General features: G+C 51.0%; 14 protein-coding genes. 9 read left to right on the top strand and 5 right to left on the bottom strand.

Annotated elements, in window-relative coordinates; all coding sequences use genetic code 11:
- Window positions 1–2 precede the first annotated feature (2 nt).
- Window positions 3–545 carry a PepSY domain-containing protein gene (locus tag L1278_RS08700; RefSeq protein WP_253402919.1) on the bottom strand — a complete coding sequence of 181 codons (543 nt, stop codon included), beginning with the start codon at window positions 543–545 and terminating at the stop codon, window positions 3–5.
- 171 nt (window positions 546–716) lie between these two features.
- Between L1278_RS08700 and L1278_RS08695 the strand changes: the two genes are divergently transcribed.
- Window positions 717–1,187: a hypothetical protein gene (locus tag L1278_RS08695; RefSeq protein ID WP_253402917.1), complete on the top strand. Its 471-nt coding sequence runs from the start codon at window positions 717–719 to the stop codon at window positions 1,185–1,187.
- 146 nt (window positions 1,188–1,333) lie between these two features.
- Here L1278_RS08695 and L1278_RS08690 read toward each other — a convergent pair whose 3' ends face one another.
- Window positions 1,334–4,519: a glycosyl hydrolase gene (locus L1278_RS08690; RefSeq protein ID WP_253402915.1), complete on the bottom strand. Its 3,186-nt coding sequence runs from the start codon at window positions 4,517–4,519 to the stop codon at window positions 1,334–1,336.
- A gap of 482 nt (window positions 4,520–5,001) precedes the next feature.
- On the opposite strand from L1278_RS08690, the gene L1278_RS08685 reads away from it, so the two are divergent.
- The 5 genes from L1278_RS08685 (at window position 5,002) to L1278_RS08665 (ending at window position 13,690) form a co-directional block, all read left to right on the top strand.
- Complete coding sequence (locus L1278_RS08685; RefSeq protein WP_253402913.1) at window positions 5,002–7,722, top strand: S8 family serine peptidase; 2,721 nt, start codon at window positions 5,002–5,004, stop codon at window positions 7,720–7,722.
- A gap of 298 nt (window positions 7,723–8,020) precedes the next feature.
- Window positions 8,021–9,952, top strand: coding sequence for a molecular chaperone DnaK (gene dnaK, locus L1278_RS08680; protein WP_253402911.1), 1,932 nt, complete (start codon window positions 8,021–8,023; stop codon window positions 9,950–9,952).
- A gap of 171 nt (window positions 9,953–10,123) precedes the next feature.
- Window positions 10,124–10,789 (top strand): outer membrane beta-barrel protein, encoded by a 666-nt coding sequence (locus L1278_RS08675; RefSeq protein WP_253402909.1) that lies wholly within the window; start codon window positions 10,124–10,126, stop codon window positions 10,787–10,789.
- A gap of 98 nt (window positions 10,790–10,887) precedes the next feature.
- The gene (locus L1278_RS08670) at window positions 10,888–12,132 is read left to right on the top strand and encodes a porin family protein (protein WP_253402907.1); all 1,245 of its coding nucleotides are present in this window, start codon (window positions 10,888–10,890) and stop codon (window positions 12,130–12,132) included.
- Window positions 12,133–12,451: 319 nt separating this feature from the next.
- Window positions 12,452–13,690, top strand: coding sequence for an outer membrane beta-barrel protein (locus tag L1278_RS08665; protein WP_253402906.1), 1,239 nt, complete (start codon window positions 12,452–12,454; stop codon window positions 13,688–13,690).
- A 64-nt stretch (window positions 13,691–13,754) separates the two neighbouring features.
- On the opposite strand, the gene purE is transcribed toward L1278_RS08665, so the two are convergent.
- Window positions 13,755–14,279 (bottom strand): 5-(carboxyamino)imidazole ribonucleotide mutase, encoded by a 525-nt coding sequence (gene purE, locus L1278_RS08660; protein WP_253402904.1) that lies wholly within the window; start codon window positions 14,277–14,279, stop codon window positions 13,755–13,757.
- 2 nt (window positions 14,280–14,281) lie between these two features.
- Window positions 14,282–15,412 carry a 5-(carboxyamino)imidazole ribonucleotide synthase gene (locus L1278_RS08655; protein ID WP_253402902.1) on the bottom strand — a complete coding sequence of 377 codons (1,131 nt, stop codon included), beginning with the start codon at window positions 15,410–15,412 and terminating at the stop codon, window positions 14,282–14,284.
- Between the two features lie 150 nt (window positions 15,413–15,562).
- Here L1278_RS08655 and L1278_RS08650 point away from each other — a divergent pair, with 150 nt between their 5' ends.
- The 3 genes from L1278_RS08650 (at window position 15,563) to hemE (ending at window position 18,608) form a co-directional block, all read left to right on the top strand.
- Window positions 15,563–16,180, top strand: a complete 618-nt coding sequence (locus L1278_RS08650) for a MarC family NAAT transporter (RefSeq protein WP_253402900.1) — start codon at window positions 15,563–15,565, stop codon at window positions 16,178–16,180.
- 92 nt (window positions 16,181–16,272) lie between these two features.
- Window positions 16,273–16,893: a MarC family NAAT transporter gene (locus L1278_RS08645; protein WP_253402898.1), complete on the top strand. Its 621-nt coding sequence runs from the start codon at window positions 16,273–16,275 to the stop codon at window positions 16,891–16,893.
- Window positions 16,894–17,561: 668 nt separating this feature from the next.
- Entirely contained in the window at window positions 17,562–18,608 is a 1,047-nt protein-coding gene (gene hemE / locus L1278_RS08640) for a uroporphyrinogen decarboxylase (protein WP_253402896.1), read from the top strand.
- Window positions 18,609–18,773: 165 nt separating this feature from the next.
- Here hemE and L1278_RS08635 read toward each other — a convergent pair whose 3' ends face one another.
- Window positions 18,774–20,573 (bottom strand): TrkH family potassium uptake protein, encoded by a 1,800-nt coding sequence (locus L1278_RS08635; protein ID WP_253402894.1) that lies wholly within the window; start codon window positions 20,571–20,573, stop codon window positions 18,774–18,776.
- Between the last annotated feature and the right edge of the window lie 39 nt (window positions 20,574–20,612).

Genomic DNA, 20,612 nt, shown 5'->3' with positions numbered 1-20,612 from the left:
GCTTACTCGCTTTTAATCTTTCTGATCTGTTTTGGGTAGAACCACAAAAAGAATCCTGTGACGGAAAGGATAAGCAGCCCAAGGCCCAGCACGTTCATGGAAATCAGTTTGAAAATGTCGCTGATGATGGAGCCGTCGTGTACTTTCTCGATCCAATCAGAATGGCGGCGGGCAACGGAAAGGACTTTGCCGGTGCTCGCATCCAGCTGCACTTCCCAACTGCCTTCTTTGAAAATAGTTTTGACGATGCCTTTATCGAGACGGGCTTCGATGCGGTCGATGGGGTTATTCTGAACGGCGGCGGCTGAGTCTAAACCGGCCAGGGAGCGCGAGGATAGTTCGGCAATGGGCAGCCACTGTTGCAGGTCGGTGCTGGCTCCTTTATGGGTAGGTGGTTGCAACAGGTCCACATCCTTCTTCCAGCCCAGCAGTATACCGGTTGTGCTGCTGATCAGGATAAGCACGCCCATAAAAAGCCCCAGGTAGCGGTGGTAGGTCCGAAAGTTTCGCAACCTGTCGGCAAGCGTTCTTACTTTCTGTTTCACAAGGGTGGCAGTACTGGTACTCACGTAAATAGGATGCGATAGGTATGAAAGCCCAATATCCAACAATTGCGGCAGATAAGCAATGTGGCGACACTAGTCTTTAAAATTTGCGTACTAATTGCAACCATCCTCCGTTTTATGGGCTCCTAAGGTTGATTAACCAATAAATATATGATTAAACTGTTTTATCCTCTGCTTGCTTTGGCGTTCCTGACCGAGTGTCAGCCAGAAGAAGCACACGAAGTCGCCTCGTCCATGCAAGAAGAAGGCGACCTGAAATTTGGCCAGGAGGCGCTCCTGCAGCAGTACGGGCAAATTACGATGTACGGGGAGGGGGTGCCCCGCCGTCTGATCGTTGCCCTGAAAAGTATCCAGGATTCCCGCTGCCCGACCGATGTTAACTGTGTGACGGCGGGCAACGCCACTGTTGCGCTGCGTGCCTCCAACAGCCAGGGCGCTAACGAGAACATCACGCTTTGCATCGGCGACTGCGGAACCGATGGCATAAGAGAAACCCATACCCTGGTGGCAGAGGTCGGCGGTGTTAACTATACCTTCACCCTGAAAGGTGTGAAGCCCTACCCAGGCCAGGCGCATGAAGGCGAAGTGCAAAAAGCGGCTTTGGTGGTGGAGAAGGAATAGGCCTATACCTGTTCTATACCTGTGGCAACCGTAAAATGCTGCCTGGTTGAGATAATTGCCGAAGACCTAAAAACGCAAATTTATGCAAACAAGAAAGCTCTGCCATTGCTGGCAGGGCTTTCCATTTTTTCAGGTATAGCTATACCTTATAAAGCCCCCGTTGCCGGGGCAGTTTCTGCTTTCTTCACGGAGATCGCGTCCACGCCTTTCTCCTTCACCAGTTTGTTCAGGGCCGGCACATCCTGCGTCTGCACTTGCTTAAACATATTCAACTGCTCGTCGATCTGGGCTGTGATTTCCTTTTTGAAGGCATAAGCCTGATCGGTCGGACGGAAGTCGCCGGTGCTCACCTGCCCTACCAGGTTCGCCAACTTGTTGTTGAGCCGGATCGGGAAGTTAAGCGGGTCCTGTCCACTGCGGTTCTTGGTCTGGTAAAGCGCCTCTTCAATGGCCGTGATCTTCTTGTCGATAGCCGTGGCTGATTCCACTACATCTTTATAGTTCTCCTGCCCCTTCAGGTTGCCCTTAAGTGTATTGAGCTGCGCGCGCATAGTCCGGATGTCCTTAATCGCATCGTGCGTTTCGGTGAGTTTGTCGCGCACCTCTGTCAGGAAGGTGAACTGGGCTGCCCTGTCCTCAGGTGTGGCTTGGGTGCGCGGGTCAGGCAGGATGGTGAAGTCCGTCTCCTGGCTTTCCTTGTTCACCGTGAGTTTCGCTTTGTAAGTACCAGGTATAGCTTTCGGCCCCTGCAGACCACCACCCCACAGGATGATGCCGTCAAACTTGCTCGCCTCCGGGTAGCGCATGTCCCACACGAAGCGGTTCAGTCCCTCCTTCACCTCCAGCTTGTCCTTCTTTTCTTTGGCATTGCTCACATAGTTACGAATCAGTTTGCCGTTCTGGTCCAGTATCTCCAGTTGCACCACGGTCGCCGAATCAGGCTTCTGTGGCAGGCAGTAGTGCACCATCACACCACCCGGATGGTTCTCGCCCGCTGTTTTGGAAAGGCCACGGTTGCCACCGTCCATCTTGTAAGTATCCAGCGGCTGATATAGGTGAAACTTGCTCTTGGCTATACCTTCGTTCAGTTGGTGCAAAGGCGTCAAATCGTCGATGATCCAGAAGCTACGGCCTTGAGTGGCGGCAATCAGGTTATCATTCTTGATGGTCAAATCCGTTATCGGCACGATCGGTAGGTTCAGCTGAAAAGGTTGCCAACTCTGCCCATCGTTGAACGACACATACATGCCATACTCGGTACCGGCGTATAGCAAACCATTGCGCTTTGGATCGGCACGCACCACACGGGTGAAGTGGTGACCCGGTATACCTGTCGTAATCTTCGTCCAGGACTTGCCGTGGTCGGTGGTCTTGTACAGGTAGGGACTGAAGTCGCCGGACTTGTACATGGTGGCGGCCACGTAAGCGGCGCCTTTTTGCGTTGGGTGTGCTTCGATGCTGTTGATCTGGATCCACTCCGGCATCCCTTTCGGCTGCACCTTCGCCCAGTTCTTGCCGTTGTCGCGTGTCACATGCAGCAGGCCGTCATCAGAACCAGTCCAGATCACGCCCGGTTCCACCGGCGATTCGCTGATGGCGAAGATAGTGCCGTAGTACTCCACGCTGGTGTTGTCCTTGGTGATGGGCCCACCCGATGGCCCCAGTTTGGTAGAATCGTTTCGCGTCAGGTCCGGGCTGATGGTCTCCCATGACTGCCCCTCGTTGTAGGTGACGTGCACGTGGTTGGACGTGGTGTAGAGTTTCTTCGGATCGTTTGGTGAGAACATGATCGGGAAATTCCACTGGAAGCGGTACTTCATCCCTTCAGCACCGTGCCCCATCGGGTTATCCGGCCATACGTTGATCACCCGCTCCTGCCCGTTGCTATGGTCCACCCGCGAGAGGAAGCCGCCGTAGTTGCCGCCATACACGATTTCCGGGTTCTCCGGATTCACGGCCAGGTGCGCACTCTCCGAGCCGGCTGTCTCCTCCCAGTCATTCTCGGTAATGCTATACCCGGTAGAGCGGTGGCTGATGCGAACAGTGGAGTTGTCCTGCTGCGCGCCGTAGATGCGGTACGGGAAATGGTTGTCGGTTACCACGCGGTAGAACTGGCCCGTCGGCTGGTTGTTCATGGTACTCCAGTTCATGCCACCGTCCGAAGTCACCTGTGCTCCGCCGTCATCAGCGATCACCATGCGCGAAGGGTTTTCCGGTGCGATCCAAAGGTCGTGGTGGTCGCTGTGCCCAGCGTAGGCAGAGGTGAAGGTCTTGCCGCCGTCCTTGCTGCGGTGATAGGCCACGTTCAGCACGTATACTACATCCTCGTCTTTCGGGTCGGCATACACGCGGGTATAGTACCAGGCGCGCTGGCGCAGGTTGCGGTCGTCGTTCACTTTCTGCCAGGTCAGGCCGCTGTCATCGGAGCGGAAAAGCCCGCCTTCCTCCGCCTCTACCATGGCAAATACGCGGTTGGAATTGACAGGAGAAACAGCTATACCTATGATACCCAGCGTACCCTTCGGCAGGCCTTCGTTCCGTGAGATCTCTTTCCAGGAGTCGCCGCCATCAGTACTTTTCCAGATGCCCGAACCAGGTCCGCCGGAAGACAGGCTATAAGGATTGCGGCGCACGTTCCAGGTGGTCGCGTACAGGACGCGTGGGTTATTCGGGTCGATCACGAGGTCCACAGCGCCGGCATCTTTGTTAGCGAAGAGCGTGCGTTTCCAGGTCTTGCCGCCGTCGGCGCTCTTGAACACACCCCGCTCCTCGTGCGATTTGTACAGGTCGCCCATGGCTGCCACATACACAATGTCCGGGTTTTGCGGATGGATACGGATACGGCCAATGTGCTTGGAATCTTTCAGCCCGATGTGTTGCCAGGATTTGCCGGCATCCACCGAGCGCCACATCCCGTGTCCGGATGACACATTGCCGCGCACCGTCTTCTCCCCTTCTCCCACATAAATCACATTCGGATCAGCCTCACTCACAGCCACTGCCCCGATGGAGCCGCCAAAGAAGCCATCCGAGATGTTCTCCCAGGTGGAGCCACCATCGGAGGTGCGCCAGACACCGCCACCCACGGAGCCCATATAATATAGATTGGGTTTACCGGGTACGCCCGTCACGGTAGCAGAGCGCCCGCCCCGGAAAGGACCGATGGAGCGCCAGGTCATGCCTTTGTAAAGCTTAGCGTCGAATGGGGCGGCAGCTTCTTTCTGCTTGCTGTTGCGCGGCCTCTGTTTCTGCGCCACCGCTTCAGGCGACAAAAAAGTCAGTGCCAGCAAGAGACAAGCCGTTGTGCCTGTTCTAAAAAAGGTGCTTTTCATGTAAAGGTGAGCAATAGGTTGATAGACTTTTTTTGGTGAACTGATTTATAAAAGTTTAGCCAAAATAGCAAATCGAAACAGCGGACAAGCTATACCTTCTAAGGGCGGGTACAAAAATATCGCCCTCTATCTATAGGAAGAGCATCCGGAAAAACTTGCGTGTTTGTGCGTCAGCTAATAAGTATTTATTTCTAAAAGAATACAAAAATTAATTTTACTTATTGGTTTAATACCAAAACAAAAATTTAAAGTATAGCTCGGTAAATTCATAAATCACAAAAGTTAATGAATTTGCTTATGAACTGTAAATAAGGTGTTTAACCATCGAAAAGCCACTCTTTTTAAATTTTTTAATCTTCACTAATCAACACAAACCAATATAGTGCAAACCAAGTATAAAGCTCATTATCACGCATGATAGAATAGTTGCTCTCCCTGCTATCCTATTCCAGTACCATTTCTAACCAAAAAACAACTCCCCTATGAACAGATTCTTTACATTGGTTGCCGCACTATGCTTCCTGGCAAGTAGTGCGTTTGCACAAGCTACTGTCGACCCCGAATTACGACAGGCATTGCAGTCGTCTTTATTACCACAGCAGGTAATTGTCACTTTTCATGGCGATAAAGCACCGAGCAGCAGCAACATCTTATCGTTAAAGCTACTCGGTATCACCACAGGCATTTCATTGCAGTCTTTGCCCATTGTGGGCGTGCTGGCTACCAGTGCGCAGGTAGATGCCCTGGCCAGAAACGCACAGGTGCGCTCCCTCTACCTCAATAAAAAGCTGACTTACTTTAACCACCACGACACCCATCTGACAGGCGTGCAACGGCTCCGCAACGATATGGAAATGACGACCCGAAACGGCGGACTTCCGGTTTCAGGAAAGGGCGTGACAGTCGTCATCAATGACAGTGGCGTAGATGGTACGCACGAAGACCTGAAGCTAGGCAAGAACCTGAAACAGAACGTGCTGGGCACTACTAACCTGAACAGCCTTGTGGCGCTGCTGCCACCTGTTTGGTTGGAGAATGTGCCGAACACCGACACTAACTCCGGCCACGGCACCCATTGCGCCGGCTCTGTAGGTGGACTGGGCACCATGTCGAAAGGCAAGTATGCAGGTGTGGCCACAGGAGCTGACCTGATCGGATACGGTTCCGGTGGAGCGCTTTTCATTCTGGATGCGCTCGGCGCCTATGATTGGGTTATGCTGAACCAGGCCCGTTACGGCATCCGCGTGATGAGTAACTCCTGGGGTTCATCGGGTCCTTTTGATGTGAACAACCCTGTGAACGTGGCCTCACTCGCAGCTTACAAAAAGAACATCATTTCAGTATTCGCCGCCGGCAACGAAGGTCCGGGTTCCGATACGCACAACCCATACGCCATCGCTCCCTGGGTAATTTCTGTTGGCGCCGGTGACCGCTACGGCAGACTGGCCGATTTCTCTTCCAGAGGAGTTCGAAACCATAAAGAGAAACTGACCTATGATGGAAAAACCTGGACTGTTGAAAACAGACCAACCATTGTAGGCCCCGGCGTTGATGTAGTCTCTACCAGAGTGATCGGCCCAGTTGCCTCGCTCGCCGCCCAACAGGACGTGGAAACATTAGAACCTGCCGAGGTGCCTTTCTACACGCACATGAGCGGTACCTCCATGGCTACACCGCACGTGGCAGGCATCGTCGCCCTGATGCTGGAAGCGAACCCGGCCCTGACTCCGGACCAGGTGAAATCTATCCTGCAGCAGACTGCCACCAACATACCGGGCCGAGAGCCCTGGGAAGTGGGCGCAGGCTATGTGAACGCTTATGCCGCCGTGGATCATATCTTCAGAAACACATCTTTTGGCTCTCAGCTGAACATCACCAGAAAATTCAACAGCAATATCAACTCCTCGGCTTCAGAACAAACGCTTCCGATCAACTACAACCCGGCTACTGCTGCCAGCAACGAGAGCACGTTTAAAGTGGCAGCCGGCGTATCAGGTATAGAGGCGAAAATGTTTGCAAAGGGTCTACTAGGCGAGACAGGCAACCCTGTTGGTCTGCGCCTGGTTGCACCAGACGGAACCATCTACAGTTCAGGAATCTCGGCATTATTTACTCTGTACACTGATCGTGCCGTTGCTGTTGCCAACCCGATGGCAGGCCAGTGGAAAGCCGTCGTGTACGGGTTGCAAGGGGCAGGCTTCCCGGAAGCAATCGATATAAAGGTCACGCAAACACAAATTCTGGGTACTTCAGGATTAAGCGACATTGCCAGTCACCCTGCTAAATCGGCCATAGAACTGGCCGTTGGAGATCGTCTGGCGGATGGGTTCAGCGACGGCACCTTTAAGCCCGACGCCCCACTGAAGCGAATCGAGCTGGCTGATTACCTGATGATGGGTCAGGGCGTTCGTCAGTATATACCTACAAACGGAGCGGTTTCCTTCACTGATGTAGCGGCAGGACAGAAACTGCTGGCTGAATCGGTGACCGCAAAAGGCGCTGCCATACGAGACGGTTTCCATACCTTTGGCGGATTGATGACGCTGGCCTCTGCCGGCAAATTCAGCCCGAGTGGCACGGTGAGCAGAGCAAGCCTAGCCTACTCGCTGGTGCAAGCGCTTGGTCAGGAAGCTGAGGCAATTAAACGTAATGGCACAGCGCCAACTGTAACGCTCAACGGCAATACCTACCCGATAGAGGACGCCAAGGATATACCTGCTGGCCTGGAAGGTTACGTGAGCGTAGCACTGGAACTGAACCTGATCAACGCCTTCTATGCTGTCACACAGGGGCCGAACGACCTGCAGCCGGTACTGCTCGCTACCTTTAAGCCAAAAGCAAATGTGACCCGCGCTGATTTTGCCGTGATCGTGACACGCACCTTCAACGGCTGGAACGAACTTGCCGCTGCAAGCACTTCGGCGATGCAAATAGCAGAAGCCGCACACACGAAGACCATCGCCTATCCGAATCCTTTTGCCGAAACAACCACCATCCAGTATAGCCTGGAAAACGAAGGCTTTGTGACGATGGAGGTGCTGGACATTATGGGCAAGAAAATCAAAACGCTTGTATCTGACACGAAGACGTCCGGCAACCACGAGGTGAAGTTCGATGGCAGTACGCTTCCGAGCGGCACCTACCTGTACCGCATCAACACAAAAGGAAAAACATCGACCATGAAAATGGTGATCGCACGCTAGTAATTTCTATATAAGCATATTTAAAAAGCCCTCCAGTGAGAGGGCTTTTTTATTCTTGAGCATCAGCATAACAGGTATAAATTTTACCGTCTTGCATTGCTATACCTTGACAATTGCAGGCAAAAGTGTCTTAGTTATGAAAGTTGTGTTCACGTAAAAGCGACAAAAGGAATCTCAGCCCGCACACTTGTGACAGAATGACAGGCAAAACAGGTATAAAACGCCTTGGCACATACCTTGATAGATTGCTAGCAACAGTAAAAAAGAAATTGTATTCGAATCATTATAAAACTATAGAATGGGAAAGATAATTGGTATTGACTTAGGTACAACCAACTCCTGCGTTGCCGTTATGGAAGGTAACGAGCCAGTGGTTATTCCTAACAGCGAAGGCCGCAGAACTACTCCGTCTATTGTCGCTTTCTTAGATGGTGGCAAAGGCGAGCGCAAGGTAGGTGACCCTGCCAAGCGTCAGGCAATCACAAACCCACAAAACACGATCGCTTCTATTAAGCGCTTCATGGGCCACAGCTACAATGAAGTGAGTGAAGAAGCCAAGCAGGTGTCTTACAAAGTGGTACAGGGTGGCAACAACACCATCCGTGTGGAAATTGGCGATCGCCAGTATACGCCACAGGAAATCTCGGCAATGGTGCTTCAGAAAATGAAGGCTACGGCAGAAGATTACCTGGGTACAACGGTAACAGAAGCCGTTATTACGGTTCCGGCTTACTTCAACGACGCTCAGCGCCAGGCTACGAAAGAGGCTGGTCAGATTGCAGGTCTTGAAGTGAAGCGTATCATCAACGAGCCGACAGCAGCAGCGCTGGCTTACGGCCTCGACAAAAAACACAAAGATCAGAAGATCGCGGTATTCGACTTAGGTGGCGGTACGTTTGATATCTCTATCCTGGAGCTGGGTGACGGCGTGTTTGAAGTACTTTCTACCAACGGTGACACACACCTGGGTGGTGATGACTTCGACCAGAAGATCATCAACTGGCTGGCTGACGAGTTCAAGAACGACGAAGGCCTGGACCTGCGCAAAGACCCAATGGCTTTGCAACGTCTGAAAGAAGCCGCTGAGAAAGCAAAAGTGGAGCTTTCTTCTTCAAACGAAACAGAAATCAACCTGCCATACATCATGCCGGTAGACGGTGTGCCGAAACACTTAGTACGCAAACTGACGCGCGCTAAATTCGAGCAGCTGACAGACGATTTGGTTCGCCGCTCTATGGAGCCTTGCAAGAAAGCGCTTCAGGATGCCGGCCTGTCAACTTCTGACATTGATGAAGTGATTCTGGTAGGTGGTTCTACCCGTATACCTAAAGTACAGGAAGAAGTAGAGAAGTTCTTCGGCAAGAAGCCTTCTAAAGGTGTGAACCCGGATGAGGTGGTAGCGATTGGTGCTGCGATTCAGGGTGGTGTACTGACAGGTGAAGTAAAAGATGTACTTCTGCTGGACGTAACCCCGCTTTCACTGGGTATCGAGACGATGGGTGGTGTAATGACCAAGCTGATCGAATCGAACACGACTATACCTACGAAGAAGTCTGAGACGTTCTCAACAGCATCTGACAACCAGCCGTCGGTAGAGATTCACGTTCTGCAGGGTGAACGTCCAATGGCCAAGGATAACCGTACAATCGGACGATTCCACCTGGACGGCATTCCACCAGCACCGCGCGGTGTTCCGCAGATCGAGGTTATCTTCGACATCGACGCCAACGGTATCCTGCATGTAACGGCCAAGGACAAAGCAACTGGCAAAGAGCAAAAGATCCGCATCGAGGCTTCTTCTGGTCTGAGCGAGCAGGAGATCGAGAAAATGCGTCAGGAAGCTGAAGCCAACGCCGAAGCTGACAAGAAGGCGAAAGAAGAAATCGAAAAGCTGAACGCAGCCGACTCGATGATCTTCCAGACCGAAAAGCAGCTGAAGGAGTATGGTGAGAAACTATCCGAAGGCAACAAGTCTAACATCGAAACTGCGCTGGGCGAACTCAGAACAGCACACGGTGCCAAAGACATTGCAGGTATAGACCGCGCGATCGAAAGCCTTAACAATGCCTGGCAGGCGGCCTCTCAGGAGATGTACGCTGCCGGAGGCGGACAGGAAGGCGCAGCAGGTGCAGCCGGTAACGGTCAGCAGGCTGGCGGTCCGCAGGGCGCTACCACTGACGATGGCGGCGTAACTGACGTAGACTACGAAGAAGTAGACGGCAAAAAGTAAGCATTAACTCAAATTATACACAGAATCCCCTGTTGGGCCTCCCGACAGGGGATTCTTTTTTATACCTGCCTGTAAAATAGCAAACTAACCTAAGCCTCCTTGTAAAAATTCGGTGAATGGGTTTTCAGAGATATTTATTTACCCCTATATTTCATGGACATTCTACAAACCATGAAAACAATTCTCCTCACCATCCTGGCCCTGCTGGTAGCCAGCAGCTCCTTCGCCCAACTCCAATCAGGTAGCAGGTTCGCCGGCATACAGGCAGGAGCAGGCTTTTCCAAACCCGACGAGTTTAGTAAAATCACCTCTTTTGAGGTGGCATCTTCTGTGGGCTACTTTATTAAAGACAAACTGGTAGTTGGCCTCAGTTATGGTTATCAATATGCTGCAAACCGTCAGGAAAGAACCTCAGCACCTGGCAGTTCGAATACGTTTTATCATTATGACAGTAAAACCATAGCGCACTCTTATAACATAGGACCTATGGCTCGCTACTATGTTAGCCTAAGTAATAAGTTTGCCCTGTTTGCAGAGGGTAAAGCTGGCTTTGCGTGGATCAGCACGAGGGCAGAGCACAACTTTATAGGCACCGGGCAGTTCGGTGACCCCACGACTCCAACGGGTGGCTCACAATCCTTATCGACGGCACGCTCAAAAGGGCTCTCTTTATTTGGCACCTTGTCACCTGGCCTTGTCTTTTTCCCGAGCGACAGACTAGGTATAGAACTGAAGGCTAATGCCCTGAACTACCAATCTGGTTTTAATCGGGGAAGTGATACAGAGGCTAACCTGAATGTGCACAGGATGAACCTGGGTGCAGGGTTTTACTTTTGATTATAATGAATAGAGATTTTTTATAAAACTTATTCAGAACTTCTGTCTATACCTATAAATATCTATATTTACTTAAACAGATCATTTAAATCAAGCTGATGAAACAACTTTATTTGACCCTTATTACTTTTTTATTCCTCTCGCAGGCCTTCGCCCAATCAGATTTCCGACCGGGTTACATTGTCCAGAATGGCGACACAGCCAGCGGTTTAGTCGACTACCGCGGTGCGCAACGCAATACGCACCAGATCTCCTTTAAAAGCAACAATGCTGCTAACCAACAGGATTTTACACCAACTCAAATACAGGGGTATGGTTTCCGGCAAGAGCAGAAGTACTATGAATCTAAACTGGTGCCGGCTTTTGATACCCTGAGCACAGAACAAACACTTTTTGCACAGTTGCTGGTTAAAGGCAAAGCCAACCTGTACCTCTTGCGTGACCAAATGCAGAAAGACCGCTTCTACATCTCCAAAGACGAAGAGCCGCTCAAGGAACTACGGGTGGAGGACTTTAAACAAAAAAATATGCAGGAAGGCCGCAAACTAGGTCATATCAACCTCATGCGCCGTGAGCTCTATAAACCGCTTCTGATGCAAACTTTCCTGGACTGCAACTCTATCACTGAAACTGATGTAGACAAGGTAGTGCTGGGCCTTAACTCGCTGTCGAGTATAGTTAAGAAATACAATGAGTGTGTTGGTCAGGAGGAGTACAGCAAAGTACCGAAGAAAATACGTGTTGCGCTGGGACCTATTGCAGGTATGAGCAGTTCAACGCTTGCCTATAAGATAGAAGATTCGGATCAGATTTTCGACAACACATCTATTAAGCCTGTGTTGGGTGCCTCATTTAACTTTTCGGTGCCTACCATCAGTGAGAAACTGTCGTTACAGGTAGAAGTGCTGTATGCTCCTAATTATTTCGAGGGGAGTCTTCAAGATGACCCGATGGTGCCGGGTGTCTCCACCAGCGAAATCTGGCTGGATGTGAAACATGTGAAAATCCCTGTTCTGGCCCGCTATACCTACCCTAAAGGGGTGATCAGACCGTACATCAACATCGGCCCGGTCATTAACCTGGTAGCATCGCAGGAAAATGAGATGACTACCGCGTCTACATTTGGTAGTTCAACGCGCACAACTACAAAACCTTTTCTGGAAGATGATGGTTTTCTGACGCTTTCCGGAGGCGTGGCAGCTGGTATAGGTATCTCTTACCCGGTTTTTAACAAACCGCTTAGCCTGGAAGCACGCTACGAAGTCAACGATGGTGTGTCACGCTATACAAGTCATTCTACGAGCATCAAGAGCATGTTCCTGGTACTATCTTATAGATTATAGTTATACCTTGAAGATCCCGTTCGGATCTGAATATTGATGGAGTATAAATCTGAACGTATCAGTCAGCGACATATGAAGAGGACCGCAGCTTAAACGCTACGGTCCTCTTCATATGTCGTGATGCTCTGTTTAATAGTCAACCCGTGGTCACCGCACCACAACTCCTCTACCGGGCGCATCACTTTGTCCTTTAAGTATTATGTTGGTATTTCTTATCCACTCAGGCACATCGTCATTTGAATAGGCCTCTATTTTCCGCAGGTTTATAATATATATTTATTTATCTATATCCAACGCGAACTATCTTTAAAACAGCTTAATGAAACAGCTCTACCTAATCTTTATCCTCACTTTATTAGTCGCTGCACCCGCTTTTGCTCAAAAAGATTTCAGGGAAGGCTACATCGTCCAGAACTACGATACGCTGCAAGGGTACGTCGATTACCGGGGGGCAATCCGTAATTCTAAAACCACTACTTTTAAGGCTAATCCAGGTGCTGCAGAGCAAGCCTATTCTCCTGACCAGCTGACTGGCTATGGCTTTGTAAAAGAAAACAAGGTATACGAGGCGCATACTATACCTGCCGATGGGGCACAGCCTGTGCTGCGTTTATTTTTGCAGGTACTGACAAAAGGCAGAGCCTCTCTTTACTCGTATCGGGATGACTCGGACCTGGACCACTTTTATCTGTCGAAAGACGGAGACGACCTGGTGGAACTCAGAGAGAATGTCTACAACAAGAAAGATCCTGAGACCGGCAAAACCTTCCGGATGGTGGATAAGCTATACCTTGGTGTGCTAGGGTCAGCCTTTGCCGACTGCCCCGCCATGTCAGAAGAGCGGTTTAGGAACACAACATTCCGACACGGTGGCCTAACCAAAATAGTCAATGACTACAATGAATGCATGGACAGCAACCAGTATGTGCAGCCATCCCGCAAAACGACTGTAAAACCGTATCCTGTGCTCTTTATCTCAAAGCCCACGCTGCAAATGACAGGAGAGCACCCTTATTCAGAAGCTTCGTTCAGCACTACCGGTCTGGGTCTGGGAGGTGGAGTAGCCCTCGAAGTTTCCAATCCAACCATCAGCGAAAAGCTAACACTGGTACTGGAGTTACTTTACACCCCCTATCGCTTCGAAGGTGAGATCAGAGATGTAAATAACTCAGGTAGAACTACACAACACGATATTCTCCTCGATCTGCACTACCTGAAGCTCCCTGCTCAACTACGCTATACCTTTCCCAAAGGCAAGTTCAGACCATTTGTAAACGCCGGAGTTTCTTATTCTTATGCTATCAGCACAGACAGAGTAGAAACCAAAACCAGCACCTTTCATAACACCAGCTATACCGAAGTGTCAGAAGCCATGCCGGGCAGCATTTTTAAGCAGTATATGTTCGGTGCGCAGGCAGGTATAGGTATCCTGTACCCAATGCATAACAGGGCACTACTCATCGAGACAAGGTACGAGACAACAGAGGGTATCTCCAATATCCGAAGCCTTGCCAGCAGTGTTAAAGGATTCAGCATAATGGCAGGGTATAGGTTTTAGAGCTTTCAAAAAGGGCCGCAGTATTTATACTGCGGCCCTTTTTGTTATTAGAATAGACTATAACTTAATCAAGATCACGATCACCGCGCCGTAATTCTTCTACCGAGCGCATAACTTTATCTTTCAGACCAACCTTATACTTCTCCAGCTTATCTGCCACGGCAGCGTTGGAAGTACCGATAATCTGAGCAGCCAGTATACCTGCATTCAGGGCACCGTCTAGTGCCACAGTGGCCACCGGCACGCCGCCCGGCATTTGCAGGATCGAGAGTACCGAGTCCCAGCCGTCGATGGAGTTGCTTGACTTCACCGGCACGCCGATAACCGGAAGTGTCGTGATCGAGGCCACCATACCTGGCAGGTGGGCTGCGCCGCCTGCTCCGGCGATGATCACCTTCAGGCCTTTTTTGCGGGCCTGCTCGGCATACTCAAACATACGGTGCGGGGTACGGTGCGCCGACACGATCGTGATCTCAAAAGGAACACCCAGGTTTTCCAGGATCTCAGCCGCCGCTTCCATTACTTTCATGTCAGACTGGCTGCCCATGATAATGCCTACAAGCGGCTGTGTGGTTGTTTCATTAGCCATAATTATGCGATTACTTTGATTACGTTACGGATTTGCTCAGCCCGCTGCTGCGCCTCCTGCAGGTCGCTGCCCAACACGGTGATGTGGCCCATCTTGCGGGCGGCACGGGTATATTTCTTGCCATACAGGTGAATGTAGACACCCGGCACGGCCAGCGCCTCCTGCAGACCTTCATATTTTGCCTCGCCATCGTAGCCCGGTTCCCCCAAGAGGTTAAGCATCACGGCGGCACTCTGGATATCGGTGCTTCCCAGTGGCAGGTTGAGGATGGCGCGCAGGTGCTGCTCGTATTGCGAAGTGTAGTTGGCCTTGATGGTATGGTGACCGCTGTTGTGCGGACGCGGCGCCACCTCGTTCACCAGTATCTGCCCATCCTTGGTCAGGAACATCTCCACAGCCAGTATCCCGACCATGTCGAAGGATTCGATCACGCGGGTAGCGATCTCGATGGCCATGCGCTGCATTTTGTAGGGCACGTTGGCAGGCGCAAAAAGCGAGTCCACGAGGTTGTGCTCCGGATTGAAGCTCAGCTCCACTACCGGGAAGGCGGTCACCTGTCCGCTGGCGTTGCGGGCCACGATCACAGAGATCTCCTTCTCAAAATCCACTAGTTTCTCCAGCACCGACGGCTCAGTGAAGCCCTTGCCCAGATCGGCCTCGTTCTGCAGGCGGGTTACGCCTCGGCCATCGTAGCCTTCGCGGCGCAGCTTCTGGAAAGCGGGCAAAAAGTCCGTGTTGGATTTTAATTCCTCGGCGTCTTTCAAGATTCTGAAATCAGCGGTAGGTATAGCGTGCTGGCGGTAGAACTCTTTCTGAAATCCTTTGTCCTGAATGGTGCGCACCGTTTTAGCGTCCGGGTATACCTTCACGCCTTCCTGCTCCAGTTTCTCCAGGGCATCGGCGTTTACGTGCTCGATCTCGATGGTGAGGACGTCGCAGTTCTTGCCGAATTCATAGACGGTGTCGAAGTCGCGGAAACTGCCCACGAAGAACTCGTGGCACACGTCCTTGCAAGGTGCGTTCTCGTCCGGATCGAGTACCAGGGTATAAATATTAAAATCGAGCCCGGCCTGAATCAGCATGCGGCCCAGCTGCCCGCCGCCCAGTATCCCGAGCTTTACCTCTCCTTTCATAGTATTGTTGCTTAGGGTGTTTTCTACCCAAAATTAAGGATTATGTTTTAATCGGCCTTCCCCCTAGAGAATTTCTATACCTGCCGCCCGCGCTTCTTTGTTTTTATATTGATTAAAAACTATATTGTTGGCTATACGTTTATCGCATTCATGGAAATTATTCTTGCTACGCTTTCTGCCCTCTTCTCCGTTGTGAACCCTTTCGGCGCCATGCCGGTCTTCCTGACTCTTACTCAGAACGACACAACTGAACAACGTAACCAACAGGCGCTCAAGGCTTGTCTCTTCATGGTGGGCATTTTGGCGGTCTTTTTTCTGGCCGGGCAGTACGTGCTCAACTTCTTTGGTATCCGCATCCACGACCTGCGCATCGCTGGCGGACTGATGATTATGAAGGCAGGATTTGACCTGCTTACCCCAGGTGGCAGTACTAAAAAAGTGTCGCCGGATGTGGTGGAAGAAGCGCAGCAAAAAGAAGACATCTCCTTCACGCCGCTGGCCATGCCCATGTTGTCGGGGCCGGGAGCTATTGCGGTGAGCATCGGTCTGTTTACCACTTCGCTTTCTTTCCTGGATATGACTTTGATTCTTATCGGCATCATCCTGCTCGCCGCAATCAGCTACGTGATCCTTCGCTTCTCGACCCAGCTCACGCGTTTCATGGGCAAGGCAGGTCTCTCTGCGCTCTCTCGCATCATGGGTTTTATTGTGCTGTCGATTGGTGTGAATTTCATCGTGTCAGCTATTTACGCGCTGTTTTTGTCGTAGTCACAACACACTTAACAATCATACAACGCGACGGTAACGCAGGCGTAATTTCACCTCCCTAGCTTTGCATCAGAATAACGCCTGACCAAGCTATGGAAATGATGCTGGCCACTTTTTCGGCCCTGTTTAGTGTAGTGAACCCCTTCGGAGCGATGCCCGTCTTTTTAACGCTCACCCAGGACGATACCCCTTCAAATCGCAACCAACAGGCCTTGCGAGCCTGTATTTACATGGCCCTAATACTGGCCGTTTTTTTTCTGGCCGGGCAGTACGTGCTCAACTTTTTCGGTATCCGGTTACACGACATCCGCATTGCGGGCGGACTGATGATTATGAAAGCAGGCTTCGAACTGCTTTCCAGCAAGGCACACCGAGGCAAAAAAGTGTCGAAAGGCGTGATGAAAGAGAGCATGCAGAAAGAAGACATTTCCTTTGCACCGCTCGCCATGCCCATGTTGTCGGGTCCGGGAGCTATCGCCGTGAGTATTAGTCTATACTCTGATGCGCTACAGGTTACGGATTTGGGCTTGGTGGTAACTGCTATTGTTGCGCTAGCCGTGGTCGCCTATCTCATCCTTATCTTCTCCCACCAGTTGCTGCAGTTTATGGGCAAGGCGGGACTCTCAGCATTATCGAGAATAATGGGTTTTATAGTACTGTCGATAGGGGTCAATTTTATTGTAACAGGTATACAGGGGCTGTTTTTTGTGTGACTCAGTATCTTCTTGATTTAAAGAGGCCCCCTACCCCCATAATAGGGGAAGGAGTTGTGCACGATTGTCATCCCCCTGCCCCCTTCAAAGGGGGGACTTCTGTCATTACCTGTGTCAGGTATAAGCCTCTTAGCACGTACCACTGGTAGGTATAGCAAGAGTAACTTGCCCCTTAACCTATGAAACAGATCACATCAGCCAAGTGCACCAAACGACACTCCACTGTTCGAGCGTTCAGCGAGTTTGGAGGGTCTTGACTTTTTTGCCTACTTTTTTTGTCAAGAAAAAAAGTAGGTGCCCGCCGCACAGGCGAAACTATAGAATGAATAAGTTGCTATACCTACAGCAGTAGCTACGCCAATTACAAACTGGCCACATGTGCCATTACCAGTTACTCTGACACTAAACTTACGGTATGGAGCAAAGGCGCACCTATACCTATACCTATACCTATACCTGGGCCAGAGACCCCACCATATTAGTCAATAGTGGAGGACACTCACACCACCACCGCTATACCTGCAAACCCTAGCCGGACAGGCGAAAACAAAACCTAACATTCTTCTATGAGCAAGAGTAAAACATTTTAACAGTCAGGTATAGCTCATGTCCTTTTGGTGATAACAATCATCTTCCGACAGTCAGCAATTTTAACGTATCTTTGTGCCATGCAACTGAAGAATGACCTGCTTATAAGAGCCGCCAAAGGAGAGACCGTAGAACGTACTCCGGTGTGGCTGATGCGCCAGGCCGGCCGCATCTTACCTGAATACAGAGCCGTACGCGAAAGCCTGAGCGGATTTAAGGAACTGGTGGAAACACCGGATCTGGCCGCTGAAGTGACCATCCAACCTGTGGATATTCTGGACGTGGACGCTGCCATCATCTTCTCTGACATCCTGGTGGTGCCGGAGGCAATGGGCTGTACCTACGAAATGGTAGAGAAGCGCGGTCCCTGGTTCCCAAAAACTATCCGCACTGAGGCTGACCTGGCCCGTTTGCGCGTTGCCGACCCGCACGAGCACCTGGGTTATGTGCTGGAAGCCATCAAAGTGACCAAAAGAGCCTTGAACGGACGCGTGCCGCTTATCGGATTTGCCGGCGCGCCGTGGACGATCCTGGCGTACATGGTGGAAGGCAGCGGCTCCAAGACGTTCTCGCATGCCCGCGGTTTGCTGTATACCAATCCGAAACTGGCGCACCAGATGCTGCGCATGATCACCGATACCACCATTGCCTACCTGAAAGCACAGGTAGAGGCAGGCGCTAACCTGATTCAGGTATTCGACTCCTGGGCAGGAATCCTGCCTCCGACGCACTACCGTGAGTTCTCACTGCCTTACATCACCGAAATTTGCAACGCCATAAACGATGTACCGGTAACGGTTTTTGCCAAGGGTGCTTTCTTTGCGCTGGAGGATTTCAGCAAACTAAACTGCGAAACCATTGGCCTTGACTGGAATATGGATATCAAAACATCCAGAGCACAGGTTGGTCCGAACAAAACGCTGCAAGGCAACATGGACCCTTGCCTGCTTTACAGTTCATTTGAGACTATCCAGGACGAAACCATCAAAATGCTGAAGGAGTTTGGACCACAGCGTCACATTGCCAACCTCGGCCACGGCGTATACCCGGACACTGATCCTGAGAAGGTAAAATGCTTTATTCAGACGGTGAAGGAGTTTGGAAGTTTAGGAGTTGGAGAGTTTTAGAGTTAAGAGATTAGAATTGACCTTTTCATACATAACAGCGAAGGCCCGCCTATTTGGCGGGCCTTCGCTGTTATGAAGGGTCGGGAATATAAATGTCTGAATATAATCCCCGTCAAACACTCTGCTCTATACACTCCACAACTAATTGTTAACACCAAAACCCTCTTACCCGACTGGCACATGCGTTTCCGGGAATTTGTAAGCGGTTGTGGTGGTGCGGGTACTGAGCGCAACAGCAAGAGTAAGCGTACCTACCCGCCCGATGAACATGGATAGAATCAACACCCCTTTTCCGGCGTCCGACATGCCGGCCGTTATACCTGTGCTCAGCCCTACTGTGGCAAAAGCCGATACCTGCTCAATGGCGAGCCGCATCACGTCAAACTGAGAATCAGTGATGGTAAGAGTAAACAGGAACAGGAGGTTGAGTATGGCGGCAAAGACAAACACTGAAAAGGCTTTGTAGGACACAGCGTGCGGAATCGTTCTCTTGCCAATCTCCACGTAGCGCTTACCCCGGATGGTAGTCCACACAGTAAGCAAAATGATGAGGAATGTGGTCGTCTTGATACCCCCGCCCGTGGAACCAGGAGAAGCCCCAATAAACATGAGAAAGATGAACATCAGCAGGGTTGGCACCGATAGAGCCGAAATATCCACGGTGTTGTAGCCGGCCGTGCGGGTGGTGACAGACTGGAAAAAGGATGTGATAACGGCTTCCCCAAAGTTCAGGTGCGCCAGCGTGTTGAAGTACTCCAACAGGAAAAACCCCACGGTACCCAGGGCAATCAAACCGATAGAAGTATAAATGCTGATGCGGGTGAGCAGTCTCCAGTTTTTCCACGGGGCCCTCATACGGGCGCGGATCGACTGAGGAGATAGTACATCAATCATAGTCGGGAAACCGATACCGCCCAGAATAATCAGCACCGCGATGACAAGATGTAACGCGTACGAATTGCGTACTGCCGCTGTGTACAACCCCTCCGGGTATAGGGAGATGCCCGCATTGCAAAAAGCCGAAACCGAGTGAAAAACGGAGTAAAATATTTTACTGCCCAAGCTGACGAATTCCAGGTTTTTGTCCCAGGTCGTAAAGATAATCAGCGCCCCGACCGCTTCGATCGTAAAAGTCATCAACACCAGTTTGCGCAACAGGTGTTGGGTGGAGAAGATCGAGTCACTTTCCAGGATCTCGTACATGGCCAGGTGTTGTTTGATGCCCATCCCCTGCCGCATAAGCGAAACGAAGAATGTGGCGAAGGTCAGAATGCCCAATCCTCCCAGCTGTATCAACATGAGCAGTACCACTTGCCCTGAAAACGTGAAGTACGTGCCCGGGTCCACCACCACCAGACCTGTTACACAGGAGGTTGTGGTAGCCATAAAAAGGGCATCGATGTAGCGCATACTGCCCGGCGAGGTAATCATGTTCGGCATCATCAGGAGCCCGGAACCCAATAAGATCAGGAACACGAAGCTCAGCAGGAAGACAACCGTCGGCTTAAACTGCAGGACCTTGAAGTAGACCCGGGTTTCCAGCAACTCTATCAGAAGCAGCACCAGCATGTATACTGACACCGCCACCCGGTACAGCTCCACTGAAACCTTTATATCAACGCTATCAAACAGGTTGTAAATAATGGGCAGTTGCAGCAAATAGGTGCCCACCAGGTTGATGAAAACGATCGCCATCAGGGTGCCTTCAAACCAGGTGCGCCTCAGAAACCTCACGCGTTCAAAGGCATACAGTATCCGGAGCAGGTAAATGGTTACAAAGACTGCAAAAATCCCGTCTATGGCATAAAACACTTTTTGTACAGTATCCGGGTCCTCCACCATACCATGTGCGTAAACCAGCAGGCCCACCGATATCAGCGTGAGCAGGTAAGTCGTCCGGCGCATGATGGCGTATACCCTCAGTTTGCTGCCGTATAACGCTCTGTTGAGTCTTTCTGTACTCATATAGCTTTATGCACTTCAGTAGTATCCACTACTCCTGTC

The organism is Pontibacter sp. HSC-36F09 (assembly GCF_024171605.1).
Classification (GTDB): Bacteria; Bacteroidota; Bacteroidia; order Cytophagales; family Hymenobacteraceae; genus Pontibacter.
The sequence above is the reverse complement of the archived record's forward strand: the minus strand, read 5'-3'. Positions and strand labels throughout refer to the sequence as shown.

Bases quoted from the DNA above. Each gene is read 5' to 3' on its own strand.
- L1278_RS08650 (WP_253402900.1), top strand. From the start codon at position 15,563: ATGGAAATTATTCTTGCTACGCTTTCTGCCCTCTTCTCCGTTGTGAAC.
- L1278_RS08675 (WP_253402909.1), top strand. From the start codon at position 10,124: ATGAAAACAATTCTCCTCACCATCCTGGCCCTGCTGGTAGCCAGCAGC.
- L1278_RS08695 (WP_253402917.1), top strand. From the start codon at position 717: ATGATTAAACTGTTTTATCCTCTGCTTGCTTTGGCGTTCCTGACCGAG.
- L1278_RS08665 (WP_253402906.1), top strand. From the start codon at position 12,452: ATGAAACAGCTCTACCTAATCTTTATCCTCACTTTATTAGTCGCTGCA.
- L1278_RS08685 (WP_253402913.1), top strand. From the start codon at position 5,002: ATGAACAGATTCTTTACATTGGTTGCCGCACTATGCTTCCTGGCAAGT.
- dnaK (WP_253402911.1), top strand. From the start codon at position 8,021: ATGGGAAAGATAATTGGTATTGACTTAGGTACAACCAACTCCTGCGTT.
- L1278_RS08690 (WP_253402915.1), bottom strand. From the start codon at position 4,519: ATGAAAAGCACCTTTTTTAGAACAGGCACAACGGCTTGTCTCTTGCTG.
- L1278_RS08655 (WP_253402902.1), bottom strand. From the start codon at position 15,412: ATGAAAGGAGAGGTAAAGCTCGGGATACTGGGCGGCGGGCAGCTGGGC.
- purE (WP_253402904.1), bottom strand. From the start codon at position 14,279: ATGGCTAATGAAACAACCACACAGCCGCTTGTAGGCATTATCATGGGC.
- L1278_RS08645 (WP_253402898.1), top strand. From the start codon at position 16,273: ATGGAAATGATGCTGGCCACTTTTTCGGCCCTGTTTAGTGTAGTGAAC.
- L1278_RS08670 (WP_253402907.1), top strand. From the start codon at position 10,888: ATGAAACAACTTTATTTGACCCTTATTACTTTTTTATTCCTCTCGCAG.
- L1278_RS08635 (WP_253402894.1), bottom strand. From the start codon at position 20,573: ATGAGTACAGAAAGACTCAACAGAGCGTTATACGGCAGCAAACTGAGG.
- hemE (WP_253402896.1), top strand. From the start codon at position 17,562: ATGCAACTGAAGAATGACCTGCTTATAAGAGCCGCCAAAGGAGAGACC.